Raw genomic sequence first — 15,355 nt, forward strand, 5'->3', positions numbered from 1 at the left:
AGAAGGTTATTATGGCATATGCTATTGAAATAAAGGACCTAAAAAAGCGTTACGGCAATGGCTTTGAAGCGCTTAAGGGAATTGACCTGAATGTAGAGCAAGGTGACTTCTTTGCCCTATTGGGGCCAAACGGCGCCGGTAAGTCGACCACGATTGGCATCTTATGTTCCTTGGTTAATAAGTCTTCCGGTAGCGTGAGCATCTTTGGTGTGGATATCGATAAAGATTTCCCTGGTGCAAAACGTTATCTAGGTGTGGTGCCACAAGAATTTAACTTCAACGTATTTGAGACGGTATTTAACGTAGTCGTTACCCAAGCGGGCTTTTACGGTATTCCAATGCACGTTGCGGAAGAACGTGCTGAGAAGTACCTCAAGAAACTCGATCTATGGGATAAAAAAGACACTCAATCCCGCATGCTGTCTGGTGGTATGAAGCGTCGCTTGATGATTGCTCGTGCCTTGATTCATGAACCAAAAGTGTTGATTTTAGATGAGCCAACCGCGGGCGTTGACATTGAATTACGTCGTTCCATGTGGGAGTTCATCAAAGAACTAAATGAGCAGGGTACGACCATCATCCTGACCACACATTACTTGGAAGAAGCAGAACAGCTGTGCCGCAATATTGCCATTATTAACAGTGGTGAAATCGTTGAAAACACCAGTGTTAAAGCGCTATTGAAAACCTTAAGCAGTGAAACCTTTGTGTTGGATCTAGATGAGTCCATCGAAACCGCTGAATTAGAAGGTTACGAGATGAAGCTTGTTGGTGATGGCTCGTCAGTGGAAGTGTCGGTCATGAAGGGGCAAAACCTCAACGACGTGTTTGCTTATCTAAACCAGCAAAACGCCAAGGTTGTCAGTATGCGAAACAAGTCTAATCGTCTTGAAGAGCTATTCGTTAAATTAATCAAGGGAAGTAAGTAGCATGTCCACGGGTGAAATTTGGATTGCGTTTTACACCATCCTACGTCGTGAAATTCGACGCTTTATGCGTATTTGGCCACAGACGCTGTTGCCGCCAGCGATCACAATGACGCTGTACTTTGCCATTTTCGGTAATCTAATCGGTAGTCGTATCGGTGAAATGGATGGCTTTAGCTACATGCAATTTATCGTGCCTGGTTTGATTATGATGTCGGTCATTACCAACTCTTACTCGAACGTGGCATCGTCGTTTTTCTCCGCTAAGTTTCAGCACAGTGTGCAGGAGCTGTTGGTGTCGCCAACGCCTAACTGGGTCGTGCTAATGGGCTATGTGTTGGGTGGCGTTGCACGTGGTCTGTGTGTCGGTGCAACGGTGACAGTGCTGTCGTTGTTCTTTACGCATCTGCATCTGCATAATCTATTCCTGACCATTTTGATTGTCATACTGACGTCGGTGATGTTTGCCTTGGGTGGCTTTGTGAACGCCTTGTTTGCGCGTAACTTTGATGATGTGTCGATTGTGCCGACCTTTATCCTAACGCCATTGACGTATTTGGGCGGTGTGTTCTACTCCATTAGTCTGTTGCCGGACTTCTGGCAGGGGGTTTCTATGCTGAACCCAGTACTATATATGGTCAATGCGTTCCGTTATGGCATTTTAGGTGTATCAGACATTGACGTGACGTGGGCATTGGTTATCATCTGCGCGTTTATTATTTGTTTATTTTATGTTGGCTTAACTCTGCTAAATCGTGGCAGAGGCATTAGAAGTTGAGGTGTTGAGCATGGGGTTTTTACCCTTAGGACAGAAAACGGATTACGTTTCTGAATATGATCCTGGTTTGTTGTTTCCGATCGCGCGTGTCGATAAGTGGCGTGATATGGGCATCGAATCTGAGCGTTTGCCCTTCCATGGAGAGGATATTTGGAACGCATACGAGCTGTCTTGGTTAAATAAAAAGGGAAAACCGATCGTGGCAACGGCGGAGTTTCGCTTGCCATGTTCATCGCCAAATATCATTGAGTCTAAGTCATTTAAACTTTACTTAAATTCCTTGAATCAAATGCGCTACGAAGATCAATTTGAAGTGCAGAGCATTTTGGAAACAGATCTATCGGCAGCGGCGGGTGCACCAGTGACGGTAATCATTCGTGATGTCGATGCTATGGAGTCTTTGGTGGTACTAACGCCGGATTACTGCATCGATGATCTCGATGTGGAAATTAATGAATACCACCCCAATGCAGATCTACTAACAGTGAAAGACACTGAACAAGTAGAAGAGCGTTTGGTTAGTCACTTGCTGAAGTCTAACTGTCCAGTGACTAACCAGCCTGACTGGGGTTCAGTGTTTATTGATTACCAAGGTGGTCAGATTGATCACGCGGGCTTGCTTAAATACATCGCTTCGTTCCGTGAACATACGGATTTCCATGAGCAATGTGTTGAGCGTATCTTTATCGATATTATGACCCGCTGTAAACCACAAAGTTTGGTGGTTTATGCCCGTTATGTACGTCGTGGTGGTTTGGACATTAACCCATACCGCTCAACGTCCGAAATTGTCCTCGGCAACGATCGTCTAGCACGCCAATAAATTTGGCATAACGCTCCGCTAGGGTTTAGCGGAGCGTTCCTAAATACTTTCTTTCCAAATCTGAATAGGCCAGTTGTAAGCGGTCTAGCTCAAGACTCTTTTTGTTGTATTCATTACGTAGGGCTTTTTCACTCGAGTCGGATACTTGATTAATGAGTTGCTCTTTCATGTCATGTACCTGTTTGACAAGCTCGTGATTCTCTTCACGCAAAGCACCAAGCTCCGAGACTTCGTTCGGTTGCGAGTTATTGGTGGGTTGCGCCAAATCATACGTGATTTGCTCACGTAAACTGTTGTTCTCGGCTTCAGCGTTTTCTAACTCTTGTGCAAGTAGCTGCACGCAGGTTTCCGATTCCTTCAGCATCTGTTCAAGGTTGCGCACCTCTTTTTCTTGTTGCGACAGTGGAGAAACTTGACTGGAATCATCGGATTGAATCGCAGCAAAATCATCTAACAGTGCTTCAAGAGTGTCGCGTTTGTTTGAAGTGAGGGTTTTAAACTCGTCTAATAAGTCACCATCGGCCGCTTTAATCTGTGCATCCATGGCTGCTAGCTGTTTATCTTTATCAGAGATATCTTGTTTTAAAGCGTTGATAGATAAATTGGCGCTATCTAACTCTGTTTGTAATTGGCCGATCAAAGACTTTGACTCTTTTGACAGGCGCTCAATGCGGCTTAAGGCCATATGTTGTGCGGCTTGTTCCTCTTGGTCATCGAGTCTGTGATCGGAATCTTTTAATTGTGCTTGTAGGTGTTCAATAATTGCCTGCTGGCGTTTTGATAAGCGTTCTAACTGATGCAGGTGACGGGTTGAATAATGTTGCTGAGTTTCATGTTCCTCAGGGGCTTGAGTGGCAACGTATTTGTCGTCACTTTTTTCGTGTTGTTCCAATTTGTCGATTTGCTTTTGCTGACTCTTAAGCTCACCTTTAAGGCGCTCTAACTCTTTTATTTTAACGTTTAGCTTTCTAAGTTTGTGTTCACTAGAGTCAATGCTTTTATGCAGCTCAAGATGCAATTCGCGCTGATTGTGAATCAGTTCTTCTTTGGAGATTAGTAATTCACTGGTTTGGATAAATTCATCATCGATGTCTTGCAATGCCTTGGTGAGGCTATGTTGACTGAGATTTTTCGATCTAATTAGCTCCAGTGTATTCAAAATGCTCGCCATAAATCGGTTCAAAATAGGTTTAGGATGATTGCTTTCTCCATTGAGAACGATGGATCGCTCAGCTTTTACCAAGGTGCCCCACAATTTAATGCGGGTAATTTGTTGATAGTTTTTGGATTGTCGAAGCTCAATTAACTGATCGGCGGCGTGGTTGGCCTGTTGCTCAAGTGCTTGGGCAAAGGCTTTGAAAGGTTGTTCGACCGCTTCGTCCAGTTGTGTTGAGGTGGTTTCAACTGGAGCTTGGTTGGTGGTGATGGCGCTTGAAGGCTCTTGCTTAACGGCTTTTTTGCGTAAAACGACTCCACGCCAGATGAACCATAGCGAAGCAACTGTCATAATGGTGGCTGCTTCAAGCAACAGCCAGAGTATCCATCTTTCCATACTGCCTACTCCATAAATGAGAGTCGTTTAGATTTACAAGGCTAAACACATTAGTTATGTTAGGTATATCTATGATATTAACGGAATTTTTATTGCTATGAGTAAAGATTTTTTGCGCTTCATGCGTGATCGTGTATCCAATAATCAGCTAACAGAGCCAGCGCCAACCCATGCAGAGTGGCGTGAAATTCTTGATGCGGCAAGTCGCGCTGCTGATCATGGCAACTTAAAACCTTGGCGCTTTAAAGTGTACGAAGGTGATGCTCGTAGCCAAGTGGGACAAGTGTATTGGCAGCATGCAAAATCTGAAGTAGAGCAATTAAGTGACGATAAAGCGGATGCTTTTATTAAAAAAGCTTACCGTGCCCCAACCATTCTTTTGGTATACGCGGATCTAGTTGAGCACCCAAAGGTGCCGGAATTTGAACAGCTGATGGCCGTTTCGGCCGCTGCGCAACAGGCGCTGCTTGGCATAAATGCTTTGGGTTATGCCGGTATCTGGCGCACAGGCCCAGCGGTATTCACTGATGAGGCAAAACAACAATTCGGTTTGGCGCAAAATCAGCATGTAGTAGGGCTTATTTATGTCGGCACGGCATCGGCTGAAGTAAAACCAGTTGAAGATACAGGTATTGATCAACGATTAACGTTCGTGACTGAATAATTGTAACGACGAAGGTTGTATAAGACCCCTAGCAGTGCCTCATTCCTGCTGGGGGTCTTCTGTTTGTAAGCTTTAAGTAGCTAATTGATTTGCTTATAATTACTGACAGACCTTAACTTAATTTTTTAATGGGAATATCTAAAAGTGGAATCAATGATTGAGCGACTGATGTATGCATCGAGATGGTTGCTTGCACCTATCTATATCGGTTTAAGTTTGGCCCTGATGGCGCTAGGCATAAAATTCTTTCAAGAGATCTTTCATGTTTTGCCGAACGTTTTTGAGGTAGGCGAGACCGACTTGATACTGCTAGTGCTTTCACTCATCGACATTGCTTTGGTATCAGGCTTGATCATCATGGTTATGTTCACAAGCTATGAGAACTTTGTTTCGCGAATTGATTTGGACGAAAACACAGAAAAGCTCTCATGGTTGGGGACACTCGACACCAATACACTCAAAAGCAAAGTGGCTGCCTCGATTGTGGCGATCTCGTCGATTCATCTGCTGAAAATCTTTATGAATGCCGCAAATATCGAAAACGAGAAGCTTCTTTGGTACGTGGTTATTCACTTAACGTTTGTGTTATCCGCTGTTGCTATGGGTATGCTGGATAAGGCGACGCGTAAGAAGTGAGTTGGTGCAATAAAAAGCTTGCATTTCAATAACTTCAAATCTATTATACGCGCCACGTTTCGCACTTAAGCGAACAGAAAGTTTTGGTGAGCTGTCCGAGTGGCCGAAGGAGCACGCCTGGAAAGCGTGTATGTCGAAAGGCATCAAGAGTTCGAATCTCTTGCTCACCGCCATTACCCTAGCAAAATCAAGGGTTCTAGAGTGAATTTTGATTTTGTACTGCATAAAGTAATGCATAAAAAAGCCGCTTAGAATTTACATTCTAGGCGGCTTTTTTGTGATCCCCAGTTGCTCACAAGCATCTTCAATCAAAATTTCAATCATCTCGTTTTTCTTACGTCGGCTTCTTTTACATAGCTTCTCAAGAAGCTCGATGTGCTCTTCGCTTAGCATATAAGAACACGCCTTTTTGCCATTGTTGCTATCTCTATGCTTTTTTTGGCTCCAAGCCTGCTTCAATTTTGATATCTCTAATTCAAAAAAACTTGACTTGTATGTATTTATAGTCGTGACTAGTTGTTTAAACCAGAAATAAATGAGGTCTTCAACTGACTCAATGTTATTCCAAGATTTATTTTTATAATTTAGAAGCCATTTGTCAAAGTGCTCAGATCTATTTTTTTCTATAAAAGAAAATTCGCTTGAATGAATGGACAGTAACTTATTGACTTTACTGTATGTGCTTTCGAAAAGTTCCCTTTTAGTTTCTGTAGAGCCAATTTTTATTATGTTTATAATGAAGCGTAATTTTTTTATTTCCTTTTCTTTTTTTATACTCATGGAGGAGAAGGATAAGGGTAAAGTATTACCTATATTTAGTTCGCTCATTAATGTCTTTTTCATTATAAAAATATTAATAAGATCTAATTTAAATAAAATTTCAAACTCAGCCTCCGGGACAATCTGATTAGATAAGTTTTCCTTCATATCAATTAGGTAGTTTGTTTTCGTCTTGTCGACTCCTATTTGATTAAAAACTTGCTCATCGCTTAGCTGATCTCCAGATTGACACCAATTCCATAGATGGTCATATGTTTTGCCAAATGTTAAAGCAAAAAGCATAAGCTCATCTTCCTCAAACTTAACCATTTGATCTCGAATATTCATATTTACTTAGTAATTTATTAGTGATTTAAAGGTAAATTATAAGTGATTTTATAAACAATTATAAGTTTATATTTAGTTTGTTTTTAGTTTTTAAATTTATCTATCACTATATAAATCAATAGATACATGGAATCTTATAGAGCTTATGTAATTTTTCTTTTGGGTTTCAATCTGTGAAGCCTGATTCTTAATCAACTTTTAACTTCAGAGTGTATTCATCTGAGGAGGGCTAGGAGGTTGCGGTGATTTGAAATTTGAAGTGACCTGTATTTAGAGCGTAGTGGCCTAGATCTGTGTTGGTTATAATAATATCTAATATCAAAGATGTTCTTAAGAAACATCTTAAAAGCTTTATAGCTGGTATTTATATGTAAGAAATTACAAAGCAGCTCTTCGATGTATCAAACAACATCGGAGAGTGAGAAATGAATGAAAAATACTTAGGTTATGAGGTTCAGGGGAAGTTACAAGAGCATAACGTTATCTACTTAGCGAAGATCAAAGGTTTTATCGATACCAGTGCATCAATTTCAAAACGGTGTGTTGTTCTTCGATTCGATCTACGTTTCCCAGAAATATATATAGGTGATGAAGAAAAGTGCGTGTCTAAATTTATTGATTCCCTTAAATCAAAGCTAAACGCTTTAGAGCTGAAAAAGCGCAAAGCAAGCCAGAGAATCTATACGCACAATTTGCGTTATCTATGGGTGAGAGAAAATGCAGGCGCCAAACATGATCACTTTCATTTTGTAATTACTTTGAATCATGATGCGTTCATGTCATTCGGCAATTTAAACAGTTCTAAAGTTAATATGGCCTCACGGATTCAGTCTGCCTGGGCAAGCTCTTTGGCTTTATCCGGTGAAAAGGGGGCTCAGGGGTTGGTGCATTACTGTAAGAATGGAGTGTACAAGCTTGATGGGAACTCCAAGGACTTTCAAGACGTGTACAAGAGCCTATTTCACCGATTGAGCTATCTGGCTAAGAAGCGAACAAAGGTTGTTGGTAAGCGTGCTATCGGCTGTTCACAGGCATCAAGTGTAAAAAAAATATCTTTTTATAAATAATATAGGTCTAAAGCATATTTCAATGTAAGTCTAAGGTGGCACGCGCCACCTTAGACTCTCTTTATAGCTCGCCATACTCTGCAAGCGAATGCGCATCTTCACCTACGATGACATGGTCCAGGGTTCTAACGTCAATGATGTCCAGGGCTCTCTTGATACGTTCGGTTATCTGTAAGTCTGCGTTGGATGGGGTTGTTATGCCAGATGGATGGTTGTGTCCAAGAATGACGGCCGCAGCGTTATTTCTTAAAGCCGCCTTTACAATTTCTCTTGGATAGACGGCGGCTGAGTCGATTGTCCCAAAGAACATTTCCTCGTACTTGATCAAACGATGCTGGCTATCAAGAAACAGTACTGCAAAGACCTCCCTGTCTTGCCAAGAAAGCTTTGTCATCATGAAGCGTTTAACCTCCATGCAATTTGTAAATGAAAGGCTTTCACGATGAAGCCTTTCTTGAATGAATGATGCAGCTGCATCAATAACTTCTTGTTTTGATTGGTACTGAAATTCTCTAAGGGGGATTTCTAGTTGGTGCATAAGGTAACTCCTAAGTACGGATGTTGGGGCTAATACACAGGAGTAATGTAGGTTTGAAAAAATTTAGAATTGAAGCGTTAACCAAGTAAGAAATTACACGGATGCACTTTGATGTACTAGAACGAGGGCATCAAAATGCGAGTAATCAAATTGAAAGACGTTATCGATACAACAGGACTATCAAAATCATCAATCTATGCGTACATGGCGCGTGGTGACTTCCCAAGGCCTATTCAGTTGGGGCCTAGGGCGGTGGCTTGGATTGAAGAAGAAGTGCAAGGTTGGCTTTATGATAAGATGAAACAAAGGATGTAGGTGTAAGCTTACATATTTAAAAGTTAAGATGTACGTATGGTTTATTGAATTATCTGAAGTTGCACTGAAATCTAATCCCTCCTTGGTTCTTCTATTCCCCAAACTTTGCCCGTTTACTCATTCCTTACTAGCAAGCCACTATGTTAGATTCAAGGGAACATGATTATTTACTACCTATGGTGCATAAAGCCTAATGCAGAGAGGTAGTCAGCAAACAGTTAGCGGAATGGAAGCAGTATAACAATGCAAACACCTTCGAACTTTGCTTTTCTAAAAGAACACGATCCTCTTTTTGTTGAATTGGCTGTAGGAGCTGAGCGAGTTTTTGCCAGTGACCCAAACACTACTTTGATCAAGCTTCGCCAGTTAGGAGAAGCATTAGCTCAGCATATAGCCTCATTAATAGGCGTTGAGTTTGATGAGAAAACCACTCAAGTCGATTTACTCTATCAGTTAAATCGAGAGCTAGAGTTTGAACCTTCCGTTCGAGAGCTTTTTCATACCCTCCGTATAGAGGGCAACAAGGCAACTCACCAGTTTAAAACTCGCCATAAGGAAGCACTTGATGGTCTTAAGTTTGCCCGTGAGTTAGCGATATGGTTCCACCAGTCTTTTGGTAAACAGGGTACTTCCTTCAAAGCGGGTCCTTTTATCCCGCCTACCGACCCAAGTGGCCAATTACGCCAGCTTCAGAATGAAATTGAAAATCTTAAAAATGATTTATCAAAGGCGAACGTCAAACTAGATACTAGTAAGCAGCTTAATGACTTAATCAATAAGGAAAAGGCTGAATATGAAGCTCTAGCTCTGATGATGGACGAAGAATCAAAAGAGCTGGCTGAGTTAGCGAAAGAACACGAACAGGCTTTATCGGAGCAACGCAAAGAGTTTGAAGGTACGATTCGTGCGTTGAAACAACGCCTAAAAGATCAAGATGACAAAGCAATTGCACAACAGAAACAGCAAGTATCGAAAAATACTCGCGTAGCGGGTCAAAATATCTCTCTTAGTGAAGAGCTGACTCGGGTGCTCATTGACCAGCAGTTACAAGAAGCAGGCTGGCAAGCGGATACCCAAGAGCTTACCTACAAGAAAGGTGTTCGCCCTGAAAAAGGTGTGAGCAAAGCAATTGCGGAATGGCCTACCAAAGATGGCAGTGACAAAGGTCGAGCTGACTATGTGCTATTTCGTGGTTTAACGCCAATCGCTGTCGTAGAAGCCAAGAAAAAAAATACCAATGTGGCAGGTAAAATCCCTCAAGCGGAGTTTTACAGCAAAGGCTTCATTTTAGATGAAACGATGCAGCCAGCTTGGGAGCTTGCAGGACGAACCATTGCCTGGGCTGATGATAATGAAGGCCACTACAAAGTTCCGTTTGTCTATTCATGTAATGGGCGACCATACATCCCTCAACTAGCCGAGCAATCAGGTACGTGGTTCAGAGATGTGCGTGAATCTAGCAATACCAAAAGAGCCTTACCAAAGTTCCATACGCCGGATGGCCTTTATGACTTGTTAAAACGCAGCAAGGAAGAAGCTGAGCAGAAACTTCACCAAGAAAGTTTTACCTACCTGAAGCTTCGTGATTACCAAGAAAAAGCCATTAGATCCGTTGAAACTGCTCTAGAACATAATGCCCAAAATGCATTGCTAGCCATGGCGACGGGGACAGGCAAAACACGAACTATTATTGGTCTGATCTATCGTTTTCTTAAAGCGGAACGATTTAAACGAATTCTATTTCTTGTTGATCGTACTGCGCTAGGCAACCAAGCGATTGATGCGTTCAATGAAGCACCTCTAGAGCAAAACCATACACTGTCAAAGATCTACAACGTAGCGGAATTCGGGGATATGGCATCTGAAGCAGAAACGCGTATTCAGGTGGCAACGGTACAGGCCATGGTTAAACGTATCTTTATGTCAGATACGCCACCACCAATCGACCAATTTGACTGTATCATCATTGACGAAGCTCACCGTGGTTATACGCTTGATCAGGAAATGACAGAAGGCGAGCTTGCTACTCGTGATATTAGCCAATATGTCTCCAGCTATCGCAGAGTGCTTGAATACTTCGATGCAAAGAAGATCGCTTTAACAGCGACACCAGCCAAACATACGTCAGAAATCTTTGGAAAACCTGTTTATACCTATTCTTATCGTGAAGCGGTTGCTGATGATTGGCTGATAGATCACGAGCCGCCTATTCGCTACGAGACCTTGCTAACACAGCAAGGAATTAAGTTTGAAAAAGGTGAAAGCGTAGAAGCCATCGATACTAAAACAGGCGTTATTAATACCGCTGAGTTAGAGGACGAACTTAAATTTGATGTGGATGCTTTTAATAAGCGAGTGATCAATGAAAACTTTAATAAAGTAATTTGTGAAGAGCTTGCGGAGAAAGAGCTAGACCCGTTCGGCGACGAAAAAACCATGATTTTTTGTGCGACAGATAATCATGCCGATATGGTTAAGCGATTGTTAGATGATGCTTTTAAAGCATTTTATGGTGATCAATACAACCAAGATGCTGTCCAAAAAATTACTGGCCAAAGTCATCATGTCGATAAATTAATCAGCCGATATAAAAACGAACGTTACCCAAATATTGCTATTACCGTGGATCTTTTAACCACGGGTATCGATGTACCTAAGATCTGTAACCTTGTGTTCTTACGTCGGGTTAAGTCTCGTATCCTTTACGAACAAATGATCGGACGTGCCACACGTCGTTGTGACGATATAGGCAAAACAGTATTCCGCATTTACGACCCAGTAGATATATACGCTGCATTGAGCGACGTGAATACCATGAAGCCGCTGGTGAAAGATCCTAATATCACTATAGAGCAGCTCGTAGACGAATTAAGCAATCCTTATACGCTTAATCAAGCGCTGAACAGTCCAGGCGATACGCCTGATGAGAGCCATGCTCAAGTAATATTGAGCCAACTCAGTCAAAAGCTAATGCGTGTACTTCGTAAAGCAGAGAAGGCATCAGAATCCAAACCAGACCTCAAAACTAAGCTCGATGAGTTGCATCAGCTTTGGGGTGTCGAGCCGAAAGAGCTACATAAACACTTGCAGGACTTAGGACCTCAGCAAGCTTCTGAGTTCGTAACCCAGCATTCGGGATTATTAAATCAATTATCTGAAGTCGTAATGCTAGTAGGCAGTGATCGTATGCCGGTGATTTCTGTTCATGAAGATGAAATTAGAGACCGTACTCAAAGCTATGGCGCTCATGAACGCCCTGAAGACTATCTTGAAAGCTTTAATCGCTTTATCAAAGAGCAATTAAACCAAAGTGCCGCGTTGGCCGTGGTGGTCAATAAACCACGCGACATGACCCGTGAGCAGTTGAAAGAAGTCACGCTACTTCTTGATGGCGCTGGTTACTCTGAGGCAAATCTACGAGCAGCGGTGCGCAATCAAACCAATCATGACATTGCGGCCAAAATTGTTGGGCATATCCGCCGTGCAGCACTTGGGGAGCCATTAATTCCCTTTGAAACACGCGTTGCACAAGCGATGGATAAAATCCATAGCAGTCATCCCTGGTCAAGCCAACAGAGAAAGTGGCTTGATCGTCTTGCTAAGCAGCTAGTCCATGAAGTGATTATCGACAGAGAATTCGTAAACGAGCGTTTTTCTGATAACGGTGGCGCTAAGCAATTTGATAAAATGCTAAATAATCAATTAGATACGGTATTGGATGAACTAAGCGAAGCTATTTGGCCACAAAAAAGTGCTTAATCATCGAATCCTTAATTTTCAAGTATAAGAGAACCCTATGACCAACAACGATATCGTACAAAAACTCTGGAACCTGTGTGATGTGCTGCGTGATGACGGCATCAACTACAGTGATTACGTGACCGAGTTGGTACTGCTGTTATTTATCAAAATGGTGCATGAGAACACGGAAGCGGGCACATTGAAAAAACACCCGTTGCCAGAGGGCTGTCGTTGGACAGATATCAATGAAAAGTCTGGGATCAACCTGCTAGACGACTACAAACGCATCTTGCTTAGCCTGTCATCGGGTAAAGATGCGCTAGGTAACTTCGTACACGAAGACCCATTAATCAGTGCGATTTATGCCGATGCGCAGACACGTCTGCGTGAGCCACGTCACCTAGAGCAAATGATCAAAACACTTGATCAAATCGACTGGTTCAGTGCTCAAAAAGATGGTCTAGGGGATTTGTACGAAGGCTTACTGGAAAAGAACGCTTCTGAAACCAAATCCGGCGCAGGTCAGTACTTCACGCCCCGTTCATTGATTAACAGCATGGTGCGCTGTCTTAAGCCTCAAACTGGCGAAGTGATTCAAGACCCAGCAGCGGGTACCGCAGGGTTCTTAGTTGCAGCAGACCAATACATGCGCGAGCAAACCGATGACTACTTTGACCTCAACAGTAAAGAAGCTGCATTCCAAAAGAACAACGCTTTTGTTGGGGTAGAGCTGGTCCCGAATACACGCCGTCTAGCGCTGATGAACTGTCTACTACACGGTATGGAAGGCGATGACGAAGGTGTGGTTCATCTTGGTAATGCGCTAGGTGAAGCCGGTAAATCACTTAAGCAAGCGGATATTATCCTAGCCAATCCGCCGTTTGGTACCAGCAAAGGTGGCGAAGCGTCGAATACCCGTGATGACCTGACCTTTAAAACCAGCAACAAGCAACTGGCGTTTTTACAGCATATCTACCGTAACCTAAAACCAGGTGGACGTGCGGCGGTGGTATTACCGGATAACGTGTTATTTGAAGCGGGTGTCGGCACGGATGTGCGCCGCGACCTCATGGATAAATGTAATCTACATACTATCCTGCGTCTGCCGACGGGTATTTTCTACGCACAGGGTGTAAAGACCAATGTGTTGTTCTTTACCAAAGGCTCGCCTAAAGACAAGCATCAAGAAGAAAACTGCACCGAAAACGTATGGGTATATGACCTACGCACCAATATGCCAAGCTTCGGTAAACGCACACCATTTGGCGATTCGCACTTAGCCCCATTTGAAGCTGTGTATGGCGACAACGCCGATGGCATAAGCCCTCGCAGCGAAGGTGAATACAGCTTTGGCTCAGAAGAAATCGAGGTCGAAAAAGACGACATCGAAGAAAACCAAGGTATTGATGATCGTCTTGTGCATTCACGCTGGCGCTGTTTTACCCGTGAATGGATTGCCGATACCAAAGGTGACTCATTAGATATCAGCTGGCTAAAAGACAAAGACAGCATCGATGCGGCTGACTTGCCAGAGCCCGCCGTGTTAGCCAATGAAGCCAAAGATGAGCTAGAAGCTGCGTTAAGTGAGCTTGATAGCTTATTAAAGGCATTAGAAGGGGCAAATTGATGAGTGCTTCAATGGTCCCTGAAAGTTGGGTGTATACTGAGTTAGAACAACTGACTACAGATGTCTCTTATGGTTATACAGCATCGTCTAGCACTGAAGATATCGGCCCTAAAATGCTGCGTATTACCGATATACAAGATAATTCAGTGACATGGTCTGATGTCCCATATTGTTCAATTGAAGAAAGTAAGATTGAAAAGTACCTATTGAAGAAAAATGATCTTCTTTTTGCTAGAACAGGGGCAACAGTCGGCAAGAGTTTTTTGGTGAAAACTGAACCACCAAAAGCCGTTTATGCATCCTATTTAATCCGAGTAAGAACCGCTTCAGACGGGTTAATTTCTCTGCTAAGTCATTTTTTTAATTCGCAGCAATACTGGCAGCAAATTACTGAATTTAGTGCGGGGATTGGTCAACCAAATGTAAATGGCACTAAGTTAAAGAAGCTTACAATTCCACTTCCTCCCCTTGCCGAACAAAAAGTCATTGCGGATAAACTTGACTCAATGCTGGCGCAGGTGGAAACCACCAAAGCCCGCCTAGAGCGCATCCCTGAGATCCTTAAAACTTTCCGCCAATCTGTTCTTGCCTCCGCAGTGAGTGGGAAATTGACGGAGGAGTGGCGGGAGAGGTGTATTGGCCTCGAAGGATTTATTAAAGAGCCAGAGTTGACTGAATTCAGAGGAAAACAACTTCCTTTACTTCCAAAAAATTGGCATTGGTTTAGATTTGATCAAGTTGCAGACATCGCATCGAACCTTGTGAGCCCTTTAGATAATGGTGAGGCTATACATATTGCGCCGAATCATATCGAATCTTGGACTGGTTTTGTTTCAGGATTCCAAACAGTTTCTGAAGATGGTGTTACTAGTGCGAAACATAAGTTTACTAAAGGTCAGATAATTTACTCAAAGATTCGACCTTATCTAGCCAAAGTAACAATTGCTGAGTTTGATGGGTTGTGTAGTGCTGATATGTATCCAGTAAACAGCCGAATAAATACTCATTATCTATTTCGGTGGATGCTAACTTCAGGGTTTACGGAATGGGCATCAAATGCAGAAAGTCGTTCCGTTTTACCAAAAATCAATCAAAAAGACTTAAGTCGAATACCGGTGCCAACACCACCAATCGTAGAACAAACCGAAATCGTCCGCCGCGTTGAAGAGCTATTTGCTTTCGCAGAGAGCGTGGAAGAAAAAGCCAATGCTGCGCTGGAGATAGTGAATAAGCTGACTCAGTCGATTTTAGCGAAAGCCTTTCGTGGTGAGCTGACAGCTGACTGGCGTGCGGAGCATCCTGATTTGATCAGTGGTGAGAATAGCGCTGAAGCCTTGCTAGAACGCATCAAAGCAGAGCGAGCGGCTCTATCGAAAAAGACAACGAAAAAGAAACCAGCCAAGAAATAAATTAAGAAAGACGCTTAATTACATCAAGTATCTCGTTACTTGGAGGAGGTGTGTTTTGAAGGGTATCGAAACAATCTTTATCTTCGCGGTCACTAAGTTGACCGCATCATAATCGATGTTATGACAGACTTAACATCCCACATCGCTTAGTAATCATCAAATGACTGATGGG

At 42.7% G+C, this 15,355-nt stretch carries 13 protein-coding genes and 1 tRNA gene; 11 read left to right on the forward strand and 3 right to left on the reverse strand.

Translation table 11 applies throughout. From position 1 onward, the window contains the following. Nucleotides 1-11 precede the first annotated feature (11 nt). The 3 genes from ACOSVP_RS04140 to queF are packed head-to-tail and all read left to right on the forward strand — an operon-like array spanning nucleotide 12 to nucleotide 2,527. The gene (locus tag ACOSVP_RS04140) at nucleotides 12-929 is read left to right on the forward strand and encodes an ABC transporter ATP-binding protein (RefSeq protein ID WP_487346223.1); all 918 of its coding nucleotides are present in this window, start codon (nucleotides 12-14) and stop codon (nucleotides 927-929) included. A 1-nt stretch (nucleotide 930) separates the two neighbouring features. After that, complete coding sequence (locus ACOSVP_RS04145) at nucleotides 931-1,704, forward strand: ABC transporter permease (protein ID WP_487346224.1); 774 nt, start codon at nucleotides 931-933, stop codon at nucleotides 1,702-1,704. 10 nt (nucleotides 1,705-1,714) lie between these two features. Next, nucleotides 1,715-2,527, forward strand: coding sequence for an NADPH-dependent 7-cyano-7-deazaguanine reductase QueF (queF, locus tag ACOSVP_RS04150; RefSeq protein WP_487346225.1), 813 nt, complete (start codon nucleotides 1,715-1,717; stop codon nucleotides 2,525-2,527). 25 nt (nucleotides 2,528-2,552) lie between these two features. Here the strand turns inward: queF and ACOSVP_RS04155 are convergent, their stop codons facing one another. Next, complete coding sequence (locus ACOSVP_RS04155; RefSeq protein ID WP_487346226.1) at nucleotides 2,553-4,079, reverse strand: guided entry of tail-anchored proteins factor 1; 1,527 nt, start codon at nucleotides 4,077-4,079, stop codon at nucleotides 2,553-2,555. Nucleotides 4,080-4,176: 97 nt separating this feature from the next. On the opposite strand from ACOSVP_RS04155, the gene ACOSVP_RS04160 reads away from it, so the two are divergent. From ACOSVP_RS04160 to ACOSVP_RS04170, 3 genes are all read left to right on the forward strand, one after another. Then, nucleotides 4,177-4,743: a nitroreductase family protein gene (locus ACOSVP_RS04160; protein WP_487346227.1), complete on the forward strand. Its 567-nt coding sequence runs from the start codon at nucleotides 4,177-4,179 to the stop codon at nucleotides 4,741-4,743. Between the two features lie 153 nt (nucleotides 4,744-4,896). Then, nucleotides 4,897-5,379, forward strand: coding sequence for a TIGR00645 family protein (locus ACOSVP_RS04165; RefSeq protein ID WP_487346228.1), 483 nt, complete (start codon nucleotides 4,897-4,899; stop codon nucleotides 5,377-5,379). Between the two features lie 85 nt (nucleotides 5,380-5,464). Further along, nucleotides 5,465-5,552: transfer RNA gene (locus ACOSVP_RS04170), tRNA-Ser, on the forward strand. Between the two features lie 82 nt (nucleotides 5,553-5,634). Here the strand turns inward: ACOSVP_RS04170 and ACOSVP_RS04175 are convergent. After that, nucleotides 5,635-6,468, reverse strand: coding sequence for a hypothetical protein (locus ACOSVP_RS04175; RefSeq protein ID WP_487346229.1), 834 nt, complete (start codon nucleotides 6,466-6,468; stop codon nucleotides 5,635-5,637). A gap of 443 nt (nucleotides 6,469-6,911) precedes the next feature. Between ACOSVP_RS04175 and ACOSVP_RS04180 the strand changes: the two genes are divergently transcribed. Then, entirely contained in the window at nucleotides 6,912-7,553 is a 642-nt protein-coding gene (locus tag ACOSVP_RS04180; RefSeq protein ID WP_487346230.1) for an inovirus Gp2 family protein, read from the forward strand. Between the two features lie 61 nt (nucleotides 7,554-7,614). On the opposite strand, the gene radC is transcribed toward ACOSVP_RS04180, so the two are convergent. Beyond that, nucleotides 7,615-8,091 (reverse strand): RadC family protein, encoded by a 477-nt coding sequence (radC, locus tag ACOSVP_RS04185; RefSeq protein ID WP_487346231.1) that lies wholly within the window; start codon nucleotides 8,089-8,091, stop codon nucleotides 7,615-7,617. A 135-nt stretch (nucleotides 8,092-8,226) separates the two neighbouring features. On the opposite strand from radC, the gene ACOSVP_RS04190 reads away from it, so the two are divergent. From ACOSVP_RS04190 to ACOSVP_RS04205, 4 genes are all read left to right on the forward strand, one after another. Continuing rightward, nucleotides 8,227-8,406, forward strand: coding sequence for an AlpA family transcriptional regulator (locus tag ACOSVP_RS04190; RefSeq protein ID WP_487346232.1), 180 nt, complete (start codon nucleotides 8,227-8,229; stop codon nucleotides 8,404-8,406). Between the two features lie 243 nt (nucleotides 8,407-8,649). Continuing rightward, nucleotides 8,650-12,165, forward strand: a complete 3,516-nt coding sequence (gene hsdR, locus ACOSVP_RS04195; protein ID WP_487346233.1) for a type I restriction-modification system endonuclease — start codon at nucleotides 8,650-8,652, stop codon at nucleotides 12,163-12,165. A gap of 37 nt (nucleotides 12,166-12,202) precedes the next feature. Further along, a complete protein-coding gene (locus tag ACOSVP_RS04200) occupies nucleotides 12,203-13,774 on the forward strand; it encodes a class I SAM-dependent DNA methyltransferase (RefSeq protein WP_487346234.1) in 1,572 nt (523 codons plus the stop codon). After that, nucleotides 13,774-15,183 carry a restriction endonuclease subunit S gene (locus ACOSVP_RS04205; protein WP_487346235.1) on the forward strand — a complete coding sequence of 470 codons (1,410 nt, stop codon included), beginning with the start codon at nucleotides 13,774-13,776 and terminating at the stop codon, nucleotides 15,181-15,183. Before ACOSVP_RS04200 ends, ACOSVP_RS04205 begins: the two co-directional genes overlap by 1 nt. Nucleotides 15,184-15,355 lie beyond the last annotated feature (172 nt).

It is taken from the genome of Marinomonas sp. HM11-D (assembly GCF_057626615.1).